The sequence below is a fragment of the Vibrio nigripulchritudo genome (genome assembly GCF_027924785.1).
Classification (GTDB): Bacteria; Pseudomonadota; Gammaproteobacteria; order Enterobacterales; family Vibrionaceae; genus Vibrio; species Vibrio nigripulchritudo.
The window spans coordinates 3,590,601-3,608,380 of the sequence record NZ_AP027049.1; the positions used below are offsets into that span (position 1 = coordinate 3,590,601).

Consider the following 17,780-nt stretch of genomic DNA (forward strand, 5'->3'; position numbering starts at 1 on the left):
CACCCAACCGGGTGCCTTTCTTTGCTAGACTAATTGAAAACCTTTTCGAACTTACCCATGCCAGCTATTCGATATAAACACAATTACCGAAATGTTGTACTTTCTGATCGCGGGGCTATTCATGGCTCTGGGGTATCGGGAGACAAGATACCCGCGTTAGCTAAAAATGGTGATTACATAAACAAGCGGTTTGGCGGGTTCCTGCCGTATGATTTAGAGACTAGACAGCATCAGCTAGTGAAGCTCGTCAACCTGTTCGCTTTTACACTTGATGATGACGGGCTAACGGACTGGCAGGATATTAAGAGCGATCACTACTGCGTCGGGTGTGTTATCCACGACACGTATTACCTACTTCTAGAGAACGATTTTCCGGTTACCCACCCCCTACCACCAAAAGCCGATAAAAAAGGGCAAGTGCTGCCCTTTCCAAAGAATAGTTGATGTTTATTCGTATCTAACGTCAATATCTGATAACTAAGCAAAACCCTGCAAATGCAGGGCTTAGTTTAAATTTCACCGCCAAACAACCAATAGACCAGCTTCACGAGAAGATACAAGCTGAGTAACGTTGATACTACTCCCGCTAATTCATACCTAATCATATAGAAAGAGGAAAAGCGATTTTGAATATGGTTGTGAAAAACCCGTTCAACATAATCAACGGCATCGTAGCATTTAGTCGTTAATAGTGGCTGACTCCCCTCATCAGTGTCGAAGGTAAATAAGTTTTTGAAATCTTCATGATCTGTCTTTATCAGGTCAGACTTGCAGATACCATTAAACTCTTTAGCTTTACTTTCAATTCTAGAGAACTTATGAGCAAATACTGCTTCCTTAATCAGTTGCTCATCTTTCCCTTTGTTCACCTCAAGTAGCGAGTACAATTCACTAATTAAATCATCTTTGGTGTTTGTTAAAGCCGTTCGTTTAAGTGTGTTCAAGTGTATGAAAATAGCAAGCAGCCAACTGACCGCATAAATCACATAGCTCATACTACCTCGCTACTCGATCTTGCTCTGCTCTTTCAATTCGCTCGTCAATGATTGCAACCACTGATGCTAGGTCGTTATGAACGTAGCTAAGTTTTTCATCCAACTGTGCTTTAGTGAACTTACTCTCACGAATTAGCCCTCCAAACGCCTCATCTAAAAAAGAACGTCCGTATCGATTAAAGCCAGTCAAATCGACGGTGACTTTATCAAATTCATGCAACGCTGGTGCAAGATGCTTGTCTCGAAAAGCTTGACCAGACGATAATTCACAGCCCGGCGCATCATTAGTGAGGCGTCCATACGGTCTGCTGTGGAAGTCATTGACAACTTCTATTGTTTTGTGACTCACCCTAAATACTCCATTGGATTAATGTCCCAGGTACAACGTGATCTGAGTTTTCTACACTTTTATCTGTATCAGATGTACCTTTACTATAACAATAAAAGCCTTTGTTACTGTACATCAGTAAGTAACTATTTTCGTCACTGGTAATCAACCCCTTAATACTTTTACTACCTTGTCCGTGCTTATCTAGCTCCGTTGACGTTACATCAATGTGCATGGCTGCTCGAATTAGCTGACCGTCACTTAGGTTCCTATTAAGCCAAGTTTTAAGCATCTCCAATTGACTTAAATTATCTACAGTAACCTCTTCCCCAATAACATCTACATACTTTTCTTTGTACAACATGTTAATACGCGAGAGAAATACTGCATTATTCTTTGACAGAGAACTAGGAATACCTATGCCTCTGTCGTAAATCGCAATATATAGATTATCGCCAATCCTATTGCAATCGAACCACCAACGTTTCTTTGTATGATCTTCCAAGCTTGGGTAAGCATGTCGACCAACATTATCTATTGTTTCTTGAATTGCAGATGCTATTTGCTGTTCTTTTTCTGCATCCGCATCGGGAAAGTGTTTCTCCAATATGCTATCGACAAACTTGTTACTTAGTTCATTGGCGCGTGCGTTACTTCCCATAATGACAGGAAATAAATCGCAATCTTTCATTTTACTTTCTCGTTCAGCAGCTGGAAGGAACTCACCACTCACACGGATATTGAAATTGACATCACGAGCTTTGTTTCCTTTAGCCCACATGATATTAATTTTTGTTGTAACACCTAGTTCCTCCCTCGCATCGTCAATGATTGAGTAGAGCACAAGGGTAGGCATTACCTTAAACACTTTCGTGTTCACAAAAGAAAGGTAAATACACTTAGGGCTCTTAACTAAAGTGTTCCTGAGAAGCTCAAAAAACGCATCAATTAAAGAACGATCGCCATCTCGTAAATCAAAACATCTTGGGACAGGAATGATCGGAGCCCCAAAAACGGTAGCTGACTGTGTTTGATGCTTTCTCTTTTGCTTAGGGCGCGACTTCTTCTTTTTCTTACGTAATCGCAAGCTTTTCTCACGAGAGTGAACTTGTTCTAATATCCGCATTTGTTTTTACTTTTCTCTTCTGAGGTTCACTTAAGCCAATACCAATTTACAGATCTTGAGTGAGCCCAAAATACATAAACGTTATAAATCGGTTTCATCACGGATAATCAATCCCGCCGAATGGCTGCTTACAGCGACCAATCCTTTTAAAAGACATGCGCCAACCCTTTATGAATCCGAACTTTCTCAATGCCAAGATTGCGTACTCAGAACATGTTGGCTCATACAAACATGCCCCTCTCAAACGCTGAGGAGCAAGTTTGCGATAAAGCAGGATTAGCTTTATGGATAAGTAAACCAGCATCAAACTTCTTTACGAAAAGATATTACGTAATAACTGGCACTTTCTGTTTTTTTGCCCTTTAACGCATCCATACAACCAGGTTGGACTTGAACACCAATTGTATCTACACGATGAAATTCCCAACCTTCTCTCGCATACTCATTTACAACATTTTCCAAGTATCTTGCAGCATCGTCGCCACGCGAATCTTTCATATTCACTGCAATGTTAGGTGGGATCTGAACCATCTTGTATTCGTACATACTTCTCTCTTATATTTTTATCAATAGCCAACAAAAAAGGCACCCTTTCGGATGCCTTCGTTCTTCTAAACCACCGCCTTCATAACGGTGGTCACCACTTTTCCTATTATTGCAAACTCTTCGAGCTTTCCTCCGTTCACAATAAATGGACCATATTCTTCTCTATTGTCTGATATGACTTCGTAGCCTTCTGCCATGATGTCGTATTTAAGCCGCTTGATGTAAACGTGTTTACCAATACGCACCACGTACACGCCGTGTTTTACCGGGTGTTCTAGCTCTCTTATGTCTACCAGTACTTCGTCGCCATCGCTCAGAGTGTCTTCCATTGAGTCGCCATGGCAAATGATGATTCGTGCCGATTCTTCATTTAACCCAAAACGCCTTAACCATAAACAAGGTAGGAATTCTTGCCTAAGTTGGTATTCGGCTTCGTTCTGAGCACCAAACCCGCACGAGGCATAAACGTTGTAAACCGGAACTGCGCACATGTCATTCATCTGCGATACGGTTTTTACTGCCTTAACGTTTGAGAGTTCGGTCACATTGTCAGGAATTAGCTCATCCCCAAATTTAACGCGCAATTCTTCTAAATCTTGATCATTAAAACTGGAAATGTGGTACTCAAGCGACCGGGACTGTCCCCTTGTTTTACGGGACTTCCAGCCCTCTCGTTTAGCTCTTTGAGAGATGCCTGAACTGCTACCTGGCATACCCGGCAAATCCATCAAATCAGAAGATAGAAACCATTCTTTCATAAATATGAGCACCATCCTCCATTGACAGATGAAGCCAATGGAAGCAATATTAAGTAAAACGAAGCTTAGGAATTGATACGCAGACAGATTCCGGACGCTTTAAGTTGCGAAAACTTACTTTATCACGCTTTAGGGCGTGTCTCTATGAGAGGGAATGTATGAATACAGAAATTGGGTTACTTGCCGCATTCGGTGATTCCATTATCCCGGTGTCTGACGTTTGTGAACCGTTCTTTAACTGTAAGAAGCAAACCGCTCATCAAAAAATTAAGGCGTACACATTTCCGATTCCGGCTTTCCGGATGGCAGATAGCAACAAGAATGAGTTTTTCGTTACAACGGAGGACTTGGCGACTTACATCGACCAAGAATTTGAAGATTCAACCAAGGCATTAGGTAAATGGATTGCTTATTTTTGCTTTAATTTACCGCAACTTGCATATATTTGCGGCGGCTATTGTAGTGAAGATGAACGTCTAATATCTTCAGAAAGCAAACAGTAATTCACTATTAACTCTTACCTAATTTGAAACGAGGTAAACCATGGAAATGTCACTTTTCAAAAAACGCGTTGCGCTAGTTGCGAATCAATACGGCGCTGAGATTCCTGTAAAAGATATTTGTCAGCGTTACTTTAACTGCTCGGTGAAAACGGCGAATGAGCGCATTAAATCTAATACGTTTCCTCTTCCTGCTTTCCGTACTACGGACACGAACAGCGGCGACTTCTTTGTTACAGCGGAGGACTTAGCGGCTTTGATTGTGAAGCAACATGCCAAAGCGAAAGCAGAGTGGGAAGCGGTGAACAAGCCTCATTAATAAAAACGGCATTGAAGCAGAGCTCCAATGCCGCGTATGAAAACCTTGTGCTTCGTTCCTATGTGCCTTCTTAGACTTTGGCGAGACTCAGAACACAAAAGAACGATTTGAGTGTACAGGATTCATAGGTGAACTTGCGTTCCTTTTTAGGATAGCCTTTCACTCCTTTTCTGTCATCCCGCATTTGGTTTTCGCTTCACTTTCTACAAGGTGAGTATCCGATATGGAAGCGAATCTAGCAATGTGCGAATTCTTGGATTCTGCACAACACAATTTTGATGAAGCCTGCGTTGCGTTTGCTCAGAAACACAACCTGAGCAACCTAGCCGATACCTTTGGCATTAAGCGCAATGTTCTGCGCAATATGCTTAACCCAGACCAATCGCGGCTTTTAACCCCACCTGTTCTGGTTGCCATTAGTAAAGAAACTGGCGACTACTCCATTGTTTATGCCCTGCTCCGCGATCTGGATATCGTGGCGGCTCATGTTCCTGCCGAGGAGCGCGGCACTCAGGAGACGTTCTTAAAACGCGTACTCGAAAACTCACTTTGTGCAGGAGAGTTTTCAAGTATGGCGTTGGAGCACTCTGGTGATCGCATTCTCTCTCGTTCTACTCGCAACAAAATCATTAGCAAAGCACACGATGGCATTAGCAACCTGGTGCTTTTAATCCATGACCTTGAAAAACGCACAGGCAGTGCTCAGCCCTTCTTTGCAATGGGTGTGGACTTTATTTCCAACGGTGCGCCGATTCCAGGTTTAACGTAAGGAGCCAACATGAGTCAGTTAGCTATCCAGAAAGAGAGTGAACAAACTCCGCCCCCTGCCCAGCAAAGTATTGAAGCGTGTAAGTCGTTGTTTAACGGTAGCGCGACCCGCAAGCAGCTTGAAGCGATGTGGAGAGGCTTTTCACCCCGTTTCCGCGGAATGATTTTGATTGCGGGTGATATGAAAGCTTCAGAGCACGTCCGTGAATTCAACAGTTTTGATGATTTGGAGATGCGCAAAATCCACGTTGGGATGCAGCAGCTAAAAGAAATCGTCATTCAGCTTGATAGAAATGTTGGCGACGTTAGACGCCTTAAGCACCACCACTTTAGCAGTACCCACTAAACACTTTCCATAGTGTCTCCCTTGCCCCTGTAACAGGGGGCTCTTTTTCATCGCAGCGCAGGAGCATAGATGATGAATACTGAAGTATTAGAAGAAATCAGAGATTCCTTGAAAAGAATTGAGTTACTGGCAAAGCCCGCCATGGTTGTTGATCTTTCCGCTCAGGATGTAAACGAGCTTCAAGAAAAGCTAAAACAAGAGATAGAACCTAATCAAGGCATGTTCCTAACACCTTGTTCAAAGAAAGCCGTTAGCGCTACCCGCGACGTTTACGACATTGTTCATGCGATCAATGTGCTGGCGATGTCGAACACGGATGTGATTCATATCTTTGTTAAATTTTCTGGTCACACAAGCAGTTTCCATGTTTATGCACACCCAGCAGATACGGTTTACACGAGTGAGTATGAACGTAACTGGCTAATATATGAGGATGTGGACCTAGGCGACGATAACGCCCTAGAACAACTCCTTTCAATCGAAAGCCAACTAACAGAACTGATCATCGAAGCCCGTGAAGAAGCCGCAGCAAAAGTGGGGGTGGAGGCATGAGTTCCACTAACGGCAATACCATCCCACGTGAGCTTTACCCAACACCACCAGAAGTTGTGGATGCACTTCTATCTAAACTGACGCTTCGACCAACCGACAAGTTTTTAGAACCTTGTTATGGCACTGGTGCGATCTTCGAAAAGGTTGATTTGCCAGAAAACCAAAAGTCATTTGCTGAAATCGAAAAAGGTATTGATTACCTGGCTACGGAGTTCAGCACTCAGGATGTGATCATCACTAACCCTCCGTTTTCACTAACGGAGGAATTCATTCGCAAAAGCCTTTCTGAGTTAGCGCCAGACGGAACAATGGCATATCTGCAACGTGTGAATTACTTGGGCAGTAAGAAACGCTTACCTTTCTGGTTTGAAATCGGCTTTCCACCTAAATGCCCAATCATTGTGCCGAGACCGCGTTTTGTTGGCGGCGGTTCTGATTCTTGTGAATACGCTTGGTTTATCTGGGACAACGGTAACCGCTTCGATATTCCTAAGGGGCTAAGCCATATCATTTCTGCTGGTCATGAGGTGGCAGCATGAAATTCCAGCACGAATACAAAGGCATCAAAGGGATTAGCGCTATCGCAAAACATGTTGGTATGGATGCTTCAACAATTTTCTATCGCATGTCTAAAAATGGTTTAACTCTTGAGCAAGCAGTAGAGATGCCAGCGAAAAAGCGTGGAGCTCGCATTAAGAAAGCGAAACCTCAAGCCCTGAAAAAGCCCTTAGATCTTCACCCTCTTTGGGCTCTGGCGTTGGATGTTAGGTTGTGACCTACTACCAACCAGTAGCACCGTTAAAGTTTAAATGGCGCACCCCTCTTGTGGCTGTAAACAAGAGGGACGCTTGCATCGCTACAAACTATCGTCCGAAAACTCAAGCAGAACCAAGCGAATTAAGTGTCGTTGAACGTCAATTGTTTGAAGCGAGCCCAAGCGACTTTGAGTGGGCTAAAGAGAAAATCAAAGACCTGCCGGATTATTTAACCAAGTACTTTGTTAATCGCTACATCTCGATACTCGAAAAAGTAGGACATAAACACGCAAATACCTTCCTGCGTACAAAGGTGGTGCCTGCTTCAGAGCGTGCCGCTTTGGTTCTTCAAAAATACAAAGCATTACCCACGTTACAAAAAATTTCGTTGCTGTCTAAAGAAACCGGAGAAGGTGAAGACCCATTTCACTCCGCTTTCTTTACAGAGCATCGCAATCCAGAGGATTACCAAAAAGACCAGATGTCTTTTGATTTTGACCAAGCAGAACAACATCGAAAACCAGTGACGAATCGCATTTTAGCCGAGCTAGAAATAGACGAACTAAAAGAGATGGCGTTTAAAATCTCAGTCATCGTCGATCGTTTTATTAGATTGGAAAGCGACAAGTATCATGCACAGACCGAGCTTGGTACCACTATGGCGGTGGTGTTCACCTATGAGCAAGTATCTAAGTTCGTGAGCAACGCTTTTGGCGTTAAACCTCCTCGCAAATACATAAAGCAAACCGAGCTTTCTGCACTTAACGATATCTCTCGCATGATCAGTGAGAAGTGGTGGCTTTGTCGTTTAGTTAAGTTACGCAAAATCATGCGCGAGCATCTGGCAATTGCAATGGGTCAGGTATCTTCTAAAGCTTCTGCGTATGCGAGTTGGGATTGCATTCGTGAACATGTAGAACAACAGAAAAAGAACTGGGAATACATTAAGCAATGTGAGCTGCTCGATGAAGAAACAGAAGAAACCGCCAGTTTAGAAGAGATGGTTTTAAAAAGCGTATCGAACCCAGCGATTCGCCGCCATGAATTGATGGTGCGTTGCCGTGGCTGCGAAGACATAGGCAATGAGCTTGGTTTACAAGGCTTGTTCTTAACGTTGACCACTCCATCTAAGTACCACAATTCATACAAGAAAGGTGGTTTTATTAACCACTGGAATGGGGCAAGCCCACGTGAATCTCAGGCTTATTTAAATAATGTTTGGCAGAAAATTCGAGCCAAGCTAGGGCGAGATGAAATCCGTTGGTTTGGTGTTCGAGTGGCAGAGCCTCACCATGATGGAACCCCACACTGGCATTTGCTGATTTGGGTTAAACCGGAAGATGTTGCCGCTGTTCGCGGTATTTTCATTGACTATGCCACGCAAGAAGACAGAGAAGAGCTAACTCCAAGCTTTGATCGCAACCCTAAGCGAGCAGAAAAGAAACAGTGCATTCAGGGACCAATCAACTATAAACCTCGTTGCGACTTTGGCTACATCGACCCAGCCAAAGGAACTGCAACGGGTTATATCGCCAAATACATTTCTAAGAACATAGATGGCTTTGCCATGGATAACGTTGTTTCAGACGAAACGGGCAAATCCATTAAAGATATGGCGAAAAACGTGAGTGCATGGAAAAGCCGCTGGAACATTCGCCAATTTCAGTTCTTTGGTGGTGCACCAGTAACAACTTACCGGGAGCTGCGCCGCTTTGCTAACCAGAACAAAAAAGCGTTTACGGAATATCTATTCCAGCAAAACCGTGTCGATTTACTCACGATTTATTCAATGCTTATGCGCGACTTGGTTGGACCTATCAAACCAAGCAAGCTACTCACCAATAAAGAGTTAATGAAGGTCATTGGAGATAGCTATCAAGCTCGCGGCAATCAAGAGCAAGCAAGTGTAAGCGGCATTCTAGCTGCGGCAGACCACGGTAACTGGCAAGGCTACATAAACGGGCAAGGTGGTCCTTTTGTTAAGCGAAAAGACTTGCTCATCATCAACGACTACGAAGTGTTGCCTTTCGCCTCTCCTCATGGTGAAGAGGTTCGCAAAATCCAAGGTTTTTCTACGGCAGAAACAACCGTTAAGACTCGCACAAAGGTTTGGACGATTCGCAGGAAAGACGAGGTGGACGACCAAGCAGAAGCGGAGGCTCTTGCTCCTGCTCTTGATCTTGCTCTTGATCTTGCTCTTGATCTTGCTCTTTCTGGAGCCTCTGGCTCATCTCGGAGTTCTGTCAATAACTGTACGCAGCCTCACGGAGTACAGGTCAGCGATCAGCTATCCAGGTTAATGGTTCCAAATAAAGAAGAAGTGAAGAAACGGCAGGAAATCGACGAATCGGCGGTGACTGCTCTGCTAAAAGGTAGCCACGTTCGGCTAGATGACGAAACCAGCCTGAGAATACGACCACCGACGTTAGACGAGAATGGAAATGTGCGTCCAGCTCAACTGATAGAAGTGAACCGAAAGGTGGAAAGTGACGGGAACTGGTTGAACTTTGATGGCTGGGAAAGTGCTCTCCAGCCAGAACAGAAAAATACAGAAAAAGATAATGAATATCAGCAGCCCGACCTTTCATTTTTCCCAGAGAGGGAAGATGACTGGCCGTTAATTTAGCTGCGTTAAAACTCATTTTGATAGATAGAAGGAAACAACATGCTAATCACTTGCCCTTGCTGCGGGAGCAAAGCCCGTATTGCTACATCAAGAGCGATGTCAAAAGAAACACGTGAAGCATATTGTCAGTGTCAGAATCTGAATTGCGGAAAAGTGTTTATTACGTTGACCACTGTTCACAAAATTATTGAGCCTACTGGTGACAAACCAGACCCAGAATTGCAACCAGAACTATGCAAGGGAGACGTCAACCAAATGGATATCTTCCAAGCTGAACAGCGGACACAACCAGAAGTCTAGACTACGGGAATTTTAAAGATAATGAACATTATCCCTGAAAAACGACTAATGGCTTTGCTCAGTATTATTCCTGATCGTGAGATGCCAGCGCCAACAAAAGAAGCCGCTCGCCTAGTGTTTATTTCTGGCTTTAACTATGAGCTGGCGTCGCTCAAAGCTGGCGTTTCGAGTAAGCGAATTTCGCTCGCGGTTAGAAAACTGAATGACATGGATGCCAAATTGCTTGAAGCGTATCGACTGTAAAAATAAAAGGATCGCGAAAGCAACTAAAAACGCATAAAAACGATCTTGGACGATCTCTAGATTCAGGATTTAAAAGAGCCCTTGATGTAGTTACAACGGGGCTTGTGGTCCAATAAACCTACCGAAATGAATTGCGCTTTTGATTGCGCGAAATTGTAATGCGGAATTTTGGTGTGGAGGGAGGGGTGAGTCCGAACGAGCGCTGAGCGCGGCACCCCGACACACAAATCTCACCAGATTGCGTTTCCGCTTTTTCTTCACCTTGTAGGTTTTGTTATGTGGGCTCGACAATACGAACATGCACGCTGGAATGGGCATAAGCTCAATATTCTGTCGACCTCAATTGAGGGCGGTCAGCGCTTACAAGTTAGTGAGATTCCATACGCCGACTTACCCCACATCAAAGTGATGGGAGGAAAGGCACGAGAGTTTACTTTTGAAGTTGTGTTTGTTGGTGCCAGCTCGTTAGCCGATGCCAACGCTTTTATAGAAAACCTAGAGGCAACGCCAAGAGGTGAACTTGAACACCCTTGGCTCGGCGAACTGCCATTGGTGTTCGAAGATGTTTCGCAAAACATCAATACTCGAAAGGGCTTGGTTACCCTAACACTCAAGTTTGTACGTTCTGGCAATCAGCCTTCCATCACCACTGAAACCACGGTACATACCAAAGCCCGTGCGGCTCGCGTTGAAGAGCTGTCTAAAGAGACGTTCTCAGAAAAGGTTCAAACGCTGAACGTGTCTGAAATCAACCGGACTCAGTTTGATGTAACTCGTGCATTGAACGTGTTGGTTGATATTACGAGCCGTTTGAACCTGCCAGATGAGTTTCTTCACGGCATCAATCATTCAATAAACGAAGGGTATTCAGCGGTAAGCAGTATCAGCACTCATCCTGCGGAGTTCGCTGATCTGTTTACTGCTGCTTTCGATACGGTCGCGAATGGTGTTCAGTCTGAAGTAAGCACACCCAGCGATGCAGTGGACAACTCACGCAGTAGCCAGGCGCTTGTACTGAAGCTCGTAACAGAAGACAGCCCTACCCAGCACTACAACATTCAGATGGTTACCGCAGCAATAAAGATGAGCCGCGACATTACCGAGCTTGAAAGAAACGAACGTTTTGATATCACTCGAACCTCAAAGCAACCTGACATTATTCGACGCGACCTTACTGCACTTTCTACGGCTGTTGAAAACAGAATTGCAGATGTTACTCAAGTCTCCACGATGGAAAGCATGGCTGTATTTGATGCTCTGCTGGGATTAAAAAGAAGCGTACAAACTCAGCACGACAAGGTTACTGCTGGTAGCTTGCCACACCGAACGGTGCAGTCACCTAGGTTCAAATCTGCTTTAAATATTGCTCATGACGAGTACACAAAAGAAGGCATGGTTACCTCGTTGAATGCTTTGCAGCACCCACTATTTATGCGCGGAGATGTCGCGCTAAGAGATGTGGAATGAAAAAGCTATCTATGTTCATTGACGGTGGCCGGCAGGAATTTTATCAGGCAGACCTGAATTATTCTGTCTCGCAACTTGCGCACACATTCAACTGCAAAATCGCCCCGATTCAGATTCACAAGCCTCTGCCTGTTGAGTTTAGGCTTGGTGAAACCGTCATCCTCTCTGGGCAGATTGATCAGGTTGCAAGTTCAACGGGCTCTAGTTCCCATGAGCTGACGGTGTCCGGTCGCTCTGTCAGTGCAAACATGATTGATTCACGTATCACGATGGATGCTCTTTACCATCAAGATGTCGAGAAGCTACTTCAGACAGTGGCAAAACCTTTCGGGCTACGAGTGAAAAGCTTGGTTGGTGGTATGCCAGCCATTCCTGAGTTTCAAATCAACGCTGAGAGCCCTGTTGAAAACATTGCGCAAATCATTCGTGAACAAGGTTACATGCTGATTGAGCGCAATGGCGTACTCACCGTTGAAAACACAGCACACGAAACGATTCCTAACATAGGCATCGAAACGGGCAACAACATTGAGAGCCTGGAAATCACTCGCTCATTCAATCAGGAGTTCTACACCATCGAGGTGCAGGGTGCCTGGGATGATGCAAGCGCTACGGTCACCAGCCCTCACGTGATCAAGTCCCGCACAAACGTGATCATCTGTGACCAACTGCAATCAGCAGAGGACTGCCTGTCGCGGGCAACCTATGAGCGCGACCTAGCAATAGCAGAAAGCTTAACAGCCTCTGCCTCTATCGCAGATGTATTCCCAGAGCTTGCAATAGACGGACTTAACCGAGTCATCCGAGTTATCGACAAGGACCAAGATTTCAGTGAAATGCTCATGATAAAAGCTTTGGGGTTATCGGTGACCGAAACCTCTGCAAGCACAACCATTGAATTATCTAGACCTTTTAGGGATCAGAGCCATGCGTAAGGAATGGGTGCAGCGCTTAATGAGTCGGATAAAGAACGTAGTTGGTACTGGCGTAGTAACTGGGGCAAGCACAGCAATGCTTCAGATAAGAACAGCAACGGGGCGTACTAACGACCGAATAAAACGCGTTCATAACTATGGCTTTATGAGCCGCCCACTACCCGGAGCAAAGACCTACAACCTGTTTATTGGTGGCGTTACCGCTCGCGGCGTAACCGTTAATGTCGAAGACGAACGCCATCAAATTGAGCTGCAACCGGGCGAGGTTGCCGTATTGGACGACAAAGGAAACCTAGTTCATTTCACTCAGAACGGCATAAAAATCAATGCAATGGCAAAGCTTGAAATCACATCTGCCAGCGAAACAACGGTAAATGCGACTCAGGTGAATGTCACCGCTTCAAAGAGCACCTTCTCTGGTGATGTCTCTGTCGGTGGCGACCTGATTGTTGCGAAAAGCGTGGGTGGTCAATCAGGAACATTTGGTGGCGTGCAGGTAGAAAAGCACACTCATAACTACGACGACGATGGCGCTTCTAAGACGACACAGGAGCCCAATCAATCATGAGCCACTTTCGCCTTAATGCTTTAACTGAGCCAGTAACATGCAAGAGCGGTATGACTCACGCGGTGCTGCAAAGCATTTACAACCACGGGGAATCAAACCAGAACGACCGCGCTCGAATGGGAAACAACGAGCGAGGTGGTACATGGAGCCAAGAGTTGATCGAGGTTGTTGGTTCACGTGACTGGACCTTAAAACGAGAAAAGCTCACAGACCAAACGTTGAGCCTAGCCAAAAGATTTTGTGAAGAAGCCCTCACCTGGCTTGTTAAAGAAGGGCACGCAAAACGAATTGACGTTTCAGTGTGGCGCGAGAAGCCAAACCAGATGGGCAGAAATATCACGATTACATTGAACTCAGGTGAGGAGCTGGAAATAACCCCATGAGCACTCAACGCAGCTTACACGAACTGATCGCCCGTGCTAAATCGACATTGGTTGCTCAAACCGGGCAGAACAACCCAGCAATAGACGCGATTGCCTCCGCCATTGCTGGCGCGAATTACGGGCAGTATGGCTACCAAGATTTGCTGTTTCGTGAATTACACCCAGAGACCTGTTCCGAGGCTTGGCTATACCTGCACGCCAATCGTCATAAGGTGCCGCGTTTGCTGCCTACGTTTGCCGCTGGCTTCGTGCAATTTGTCGAACTGGGTGGCACGGTCATTATCCCCAAGGGAACACGGTTAACAAGCTCCGGGAAAGACTACGAAACTACAAAAGAGCAGTACAGCAACGTCCCCGTTGAAGTGATCGCCCTCAAATCTGGTACACACAGCAATTTGCTATCTGGCGGAATCCTTACATTGAACGAAGGTTTAAGCGGTGTAGACCCAAGCAAAGTGAGAAGTCTCGGTGTTGAAGGCGGAGCTGATATTGAAGAACTAGAACACTGGCGTGAGCGGGTGATTGTTGCGTTCGAAAAGAATGAGCTGATCGGCAAATCCGAAGACTATGAGACGTGGGCAGTGTCTGCACATGCTGATGTGGATTTTGCCTGGGTACTGGATAACACACCTAAGCGCGGCATGGTTGAAGTGTATATAGGCACTCGCAAAAATGACCCTTCTGTTAGCACCGAAGTCGTCAACCTGGTTCAAAGCACCTTTGAACAGAATCGTTTGGCCGGTTGCCATCCATTCGCAAAGTTACCGCAAAAGCGCCCGCTCAATATCGAAATACAAGGTATTGATGACTTGGCTATTCGCAACGATGTCACAACCGCATTGGAAAAGCTGGTGATCGGTAAAATGGGCAAGGTTAACTCAAACACCAATACGCCAGAATCCATCACTAACACTGAAATCGTACTTGCTGTTTCTGCAGTGACGAACAACTTCATCGTTAAGACGCCAGTTGGCGAAGTTTCGATCGGTAATAACCAAATTCACACACTGGGGGGCATCACGTGGACACCTCCGGCGTAATCATCGAATACAGTGAAGGCGACTTTGAAGATGCTTTCAGGGCTTTACTGCCAAAGGGCGAATATTGGCAGGACACGGAAAACCAAGAACTCAACAACACCATTTTGGGGATTGCCAAAGAGCTAAAGCTCACTCATGACGAAATCGAACTTTCTCTGCTAACGGAGTTTGAAGCACAGCAATTCGGCTGGAAGGTTTCGGATTATCAAAGGTTATTAAACACCACTGTGGGAACAGGGTCAGGTGTTGTTTCTGATGATGTTAAGTCTCCCAACCTTATCACTGCATCCCTGAATGACTCTTTTCGACACATGTGTGAAATGGCATGGACAAGCTTTGAAAATAAGCGACTGCCGCATACAGAGATCGCCTGGATTTATCACTCTCACATCGATATGCATCACCAGGTTGCTAACTATCGACACATTAGGAATTTGCACAAATACGAGGTAACCCAATGAGCCTAGTTATTACCGATGCTGGTATTGCGGCATCAATTCGAGCGGGCACACTCGGCATTGAATACAAAATTGCTGAAATCAGTATCGGAACGGCGGGGTACATTCCCAGTAAAAACCAGACGGCACTTAAGAATGAAATTCTGAGAAAGCCCATTACCAAAGGTGAAGTCGTCGGGCTTGGTCAGATTCACTTGGAAACGGTATGGAATGGCAATGAAGAATTCCAAGGAAAAGAACTAGGGTACTGGCTAAATGACGGCACATTGTTCGCAGTCGACAGTCGCAACGGTGAGGTGATCACATATAAACAAAGAAACACCGTCGTCACTGAAGCTGTTGAGCTCAATCTTGCTGCGTCCAGCATCACGAATATCAGCGTAGAGCTAATTGGTACGCCCTCTGCAACTGATGAAGACATCGACAATAAAGCTGTTACTGGAAAGCTCATAAAGCTACCGCAATTTTGGCGAGCACTTAGCAACCTATTGAGCAACAGCTACACCGGAACTCGAACCGATAAAGCCGTTACAGAAAAAGCCCTCAAAGATGGCTTAGCGACAAAATGGAACTACACCACTGCGAAGATAAATCGGTGGGGTGCAACGCTACTCTCTAATAACTATCAAGGTACAAGCCAACACCGAGCCATTACAGAGATGGGAGTGAAGGACGGTCTTGAATGGCTGCAATACAAAATGGAATTGCTGATCAGTGGCAAGTCCGACGTGGGGCATTTGCATGATGAGCGGTATTTGAAGCTTACGGACGATGCGCCAAACGCGTTAAAGGTGGGCGATGCGACGTTATCCGAAATTTTACCGTATCAGTCAAAGAGTAATTTCATCCATGGGACTCTTGTAAAAACGAATATTGATGCGTCTGTAACTCACGGAGATTCGTTTTCGTTTGAACTGAGCGGAAAGGCTTACGGCTTTAACACTACGTATAAAGTTATCTTGGAGGGGTATATTTACGACAACAAGATAATCAAAACCGCCGCCGTTGCACTAAATGGAAAATTCACTGAAAGAATTCATATACTTGAAAACTCAGGAAAACTGGCTTTCTGGTTCCCGAGAATCGGGTATTGGCAGGCTTTCGGCATCAAAGTATGGACTACATTGAATGAAAGCAAGCCAATAAACAGGGTGACATCAATCGTTGATTCACCCAAGCCATCATCAAACCGTGAAGTGACGGTTACGGTCATAAACACTTACAACTCTGAAAACAAGCCAAGTGCTGCTGATGTTGGCGCATACTCAGTTGCTCAATCGGATGACCTATTTCTACGAAAAGACTGGTGCCCGGTCGGAATCGTTTTCCCATGGCCCTTAGATGTGGCTCCGCCAGGGTTTGGCATTATGAAAGGGCAGCAATATGACAAAAATCTATATCCTTTAACCGCGAAAGCTTTTCCGAGTGGCATTCTTGATGACATGCGGGGGCTGGGTATTGTTGGTAAAAAAGACGGCGAACACGTGTTGGCTTACGAAGAAGACCAGGTGAAAGCCCACGGGCACCCCAACTCACGCGTCACAAGCACAGATGTTGGCAGGAAATGGACTAATACAACGGGTGCTCATACACACGTATCAAACTATTTGCTCGGTAATACAGGCGACGGAAGTGGCAATGCTGCATTTGGTACCTTTAATAATCTATGGACACAATCCAGAACCACAAGCAGTTCAGGTTCCCACAATCACTATGTCGATATTGGCTCACATGCCCACGACATCGAAATTGCTGAATTTGGCGCAGCAGAGAACACAATTAAAAACCGTAAATTCAACTGGATCACGAGGCTGGCGTAATGACAATGTTTTTTGAAGAGTCTGGAGAAGTAAGCGTTTCAAGAATAACCCATGAGGGTTGGTGGGTAGAAAACACCATAGAACACGTCGTGGCAGGAACAGCTCTAGGCAAAGAGTTCACTCAAAATGTGTACACACCCAGCAAACCTGGGAAAACCGCCAAGTATGATGACAAGCTGGACACGTGGTCGTCAGAGATTGATGACCGTACGCATGAACCATTTTGGGATTCACGCGGGCAAAAATTTGTCGTAGGGTCTCCCGATGGCACACCCCCGAAATGGGCAGTCACTACATCCCCGCCGGAGTTTGATAGTGGTACTCATACAGTATTGTTTCACGAGAAAAGCGGCTGGACGCTGTATGAAATCTTGATTGGAAAACCGTATTTTGACGAGTTTGGTGTTGAATCTGTGGTCTCTGATTATTACTTCGTGCTTCCAGAAAGCCACACCTTTGAATCCCCCCCAGTCTGTGAAACAGGGTTTGCCCCTAAGCTGACATTGCCCAATAAGCACTGGGAAAAAGTGCCGGATCATCGCGGGCAAGTTGCGTACAGCAAAAACCGGGTAGAAGAAGATTTCGAAGTCACAGAAATCGGCGAACTTCCAAGCACACATACGCTGCTCAAGCCGACCGAATTGGATAAGTGGGATGATAAAACGAAGGGATGGATACCCGATACTGATAAGGTTAAACAAGCTAAAGCGGCAGAAGAAACTGCTTGGCAACAAGAACAATTTTCTAAAATAACCATCGCCCTAAAAGACCACGAGGAAGATCAAAAGATTGACGTGGCACAGCGTAGTTTACGCATTTATGATTTTTCGGAAGAGCAGCACATACAAGTGCTTACTGACAGGAAAAAACTGGCAGATTATCTGAAGCACCCAGATTTCCCCGACTGCCCTCGCCCTACTCTATCCGGGTTAGCGACCTAAATTACC

General features: G+C 45.3%; 25 protein-coding genes. 19 read left to right on the forward strand and 6 right to left on the reverse strand.

Annotation, left to right across the window (positions count from 1 at the left end; all coding sequences use genetic code 11):
- Positions 1–57 precede the first annotated feature (57 nt).
- Positions 58–444: a hypothetical protein gene (locus QMG91_RS16405; protein WP_281827672.1), complete on the forward strand. Its 387-nt coding sequence runs from the start codon at positions 58–60 to the stop codon at positions 442–444.
- Between the two features lie 65 nt (positions 445–509).
- Here the strand turns inward: QMG91_RS16405 and QMG91_RS16410 are convergent, their stop codons facing one another.
- The 6 genes from QMG91_RS16410 to QMG91_RS16435 form a co-directional block, all read right to left on the reverse strand.
- On the reverse strand, positions 510–995 hold the full coding sequence (locus tag QMG91_RS16410) for a hypothetical protein (RefSeq protein ID WP_281827673.1): 486 nt from the start codon (positions 993–995) through the stop codon (positions 510–512).
- Between the two features lies 1 nt (position 996).
- Entirely contained in the window at positions 997–1,344 is a 348-nt protein-coding gene (locus QMG91_RS16415) for an STAS-like domain-containing protein (protein WP_281827674.1), read from the reverse strand.
- Between the two features lies 1 nt (position 1,345).
- Positions 1,346–2,449 carry a hypothetical protein gene (locus tag QMG91_RS16420; protein WP_281827675.1) on the reverse strand — a complete coding sequence of 368 codons (1,104 nt, stop codon included), beginning with the start codon at positions 2,447–2,449 and terminating at the stop codon, positions 1,346–1,348.
- A 97-nt stretch (positions 2,450–2,546) separates the two neighbouring features.
- Positions 2,547–2,753: a membrane protein insertion efficiency factor YidD gene (gene yidD, locus QMG91_RS16425; protein ID WP_281827676.1), complete on the reverse strand. Its 207-nt coding sequence runs from the start codon at positions 2,751–2,753 to the stop codon at positions 2,547–2,549.
- The gene (locus tag QMG91_RS16430) at positions 2,753–2,995 is read right to left on the reverse strand and encodes a DUF4177 domain-containing protein (protein ID WP_281827677.1); all 243 of its coding nucleotides are present in this window, start codon (positions 2,993–2,995) and stop codon (positions 2,753–2,755) included. The genes yidD and QMG91_RS16430 overlap by 1 nt, the downstream gene beginning before the upstream one ends.
- A gap of 65 nt (positions 2,996–3,060) precedes the next feature.
- A complete protein-coding gene (locus QMG91_RS16435) occupies positions 3,061–3,753 on the reverse strand; it encodes a helix-turn-helix domain-containing protein (RefSeq protein ID WP_045962896.1) in 693 nt (230 codons plus the stop codon).
- 158 nt (positions 3,754–3,911) lie between these two features.
- Here QMG91_RS16435 and QMG91_RS16440 point away from each other — a divergent pair, with 158 nt between their 5' ends.
- From QMG91_RS16440 to QMG91_RS16525, 18 genes are all read left to right on the forward strand, one after another.
- The gene (locus QMG91_RS16440) at positions 3,912–4,256 is read left to right on the forward strand and encodes a pyocin activator PrtN family protein (RefSeq protein WP_281827678.1); all 345 of its coding nucleotides are present in this window, start codon (positions 3,912–3,914) and stop codon (positions 4,254–4,256) included.
- A gap of 40 nt (positions 4,257–4,296) precedes the next feature.
- The gene (locus QMG91_RS16445; protein ID WP_239445591.1) at positions 4,297–4,572 is read left to right on the forward strand and encodes a pyocin activator PrtN family protein; all 276 of its coding nucleotides are present in this window, start codon (positions 4,297–4,299) and stop codon (positions 4,570–4,572) included.
- A gap of 223 nt (positions 4,573–4,795) precedes the next feature.
- Positions 4,796–5,341 (forward strand): phage regulatory CII family protein, encoded by a 546-nt coding sequence (locus tag QMG91_RS16450; protein WP_045962898.1) that lies wholly within the window; start codon positions 4,796–4,798, stop codon positions 5,339–5,341.
- A 9-nt stretch (positions 5,342–5,350) separates the two neighbouring features.
- Positions 5,351–5,686: a hypothetical protein gene (locus QMG91_RS16455; RefSeq protein ID WP_281827679.1), complete on the forward strand. Its 336-nt coding sequence runs from the start codon at positions 5,351–5,353 to the stop codon at positions 5,684–5,686.
- Between the two features lie 69 nt (positions 5,687–5,755).
- Positions 5,756–6,238 (forward strand): hypothetical protein, encoded by a 483-nt coding sequence (locus QMG91_RS16460; protein WP_281827680.1) that lies wholly within the window; start codon positions 5,756–5,758, stop codon positions 6,236–6,238.
- Entirely contained in the window at positions 6,235–6,777 is a 543-nt protein-coding gene (locus tag QMG91_RS16465) for a DNA methyltransferase (protein ID WP_281827681.1), read from the forward strand. The genes QMG91_RS16460 and QMG91_RS16465 overlap by 4 nt, the downstream gene beginning before the upstream one ends.
- A complete protein-coding gene (locus QMG91_RS16470; protein ID WP_281827682.1) occupies positions 6,774–7,013 on the forward strand; it encodes a hypothetical protein in 240 nt (79 codons plus the stop codon). The genes QMG91_RS16465 and QMG91_RS16470 overlap by 4 nt, the downstream gene beginning before the upstream one ends.
- Positions 7,010–9,619, forward strand: coding sequence for a replication endonuclease (locus tag QMG91_RS16475; protein WP_409351244.1), 2,610 nt, complete (start codon positions 7,010–7,012; stop codon positions 9,617–9,619). Before QMG91_RS16470 ends, QMG91_RS16475 begins: the two co-directional genes overlap by 4 nt.
- A gap of 39 nt (positions 9,620–9,658) precedes the next feature.
- Positions 9,659–9,919 (forward strand): Ogr/Delta-like zinc finger protein, encoded by a 261-nt coding sequence (locus QMG91_RS16480; RefSeq protein WP_281827683.1) that lies wholly within the window; start codon positions 9,659–9,661, stop codon positions 9,917–9,919.
- A gap of 21 nt (positions 9,920–9,940) precedes the next feature.
- The gene (locus QMG91_RS16485) at positions 9,941–10,162 is read left to right on the forward strand and encodes a hypothetical protein (protein ID WP_281827684.1); all 222 of its coding nucleotides are present in this window, start codon (positions 9,941–9,943) and stop codon (positions 10,160–10,162) included.
- Positions 10,163–10,438: 276 nt separating this feature from the next.
- Positions 10,439–11,629, forward strand: a complete 1,191-nt coding sequence (locus tag QMG91_RS16490) for a DNA circularization N-terminal domain-containing protein (protein WP_281827685.1) — start codon at positions 10,439–10,441, stop codon at positions 11,627–11,629.
- Positions 11,626–12,564: a phage tail protein gene (locus QMG91_RS16495; RefSeq protein ID WP_281827686.1), complete on the forward strand. Its 939-nt coding sequence runs from the start codon at positions 11,626–11,628 to the stop codon at positions 12,562–12,564. Before QMG91_RS16490 ends, QMG91_RS16495 begins: the two co-directional genes overlap by 4 nt.
- Positions 12,557–13,132 (forward strand): phage baseplate assembly protein V, encoded by a 576-nt coding sequence (locus QMG91_RS16500; RefSeq protein WP_281827687.1) that lies wholly within the window; start codon positions 12,557–12,559, stop codon positions 13,130–13,132. Before QMG91_RS16495 ends, QMG91_RS16500 begins: the two co-directional genes overlap by 8 nt.
- Positions 13,129–13,515: a phage GP46 family protein gene (locus tag QMG91_RS16505; protein ID WP_281827688.1), complete on the forward strand. Its 387-nt coding sequence runs from the start codon at positions 13,129–13,131 to the stop codon at positions 13,513–13,515. Before QMG91_RS16500 ends, QMG91_RS16505 begins: the two co-directional genes overlap by 4 nt.
- A complete protein-coding gene (locus QMG91_RS16510; RefSeq protein ID WP_281827689.1) occupies positions 13,512–14,555 on the forward strand; it encodes a baseplate J/gp47 family protein in 1,044 nt (347 codons plus the stop codon). The genes QMG91_RS16505 and QMG91_RS16510 overlap by 4 nt, the downstream gene beginning before the upstream one ends.
- Complete coding sequence (locus QMG91_RS16515) at positions 14,537–15,016, forward strand: hypothetical protein (protein ID WP_281827690.1); 480 nt, start codon at positions 14,537–14,539, stop codon at positions 15,014–15,016. Before QMG91_RS16510 ends, QMG91_RS16515 begins: the two co-directional genes overlap by 19 nt.
- Positions 15,013–16,833, forward strand: a complete 1,821-nt coding sequence (locus tag QMG91_RS16520; protein WP_281827691.1) for a hypothetical protein — start codon at positions 15,013–15,015, stop codon at positions 16,831–16,833. Before QMG91_RS16515 ends, QMG91_RS16520 begins: the two co-directional genes overlap by 4 nt.
- Positions 16,833–17,774: a hypothetical protein gene (locus QMG91_RS16525; RefSeq protein ID WP_281827692.1), complete on the forward strand. Its 942-nt coding sequence runs from the start codon at positions 16,833–16,835 to the stop codon at positions 17,772–17,774. Before QMG91_RS16520 ends, QMG91_RS16525 begins: the two co-directional genes overlap by 1 nt.
- Positions 17,775–17,780: the final 6 nt, after the last annotated feature.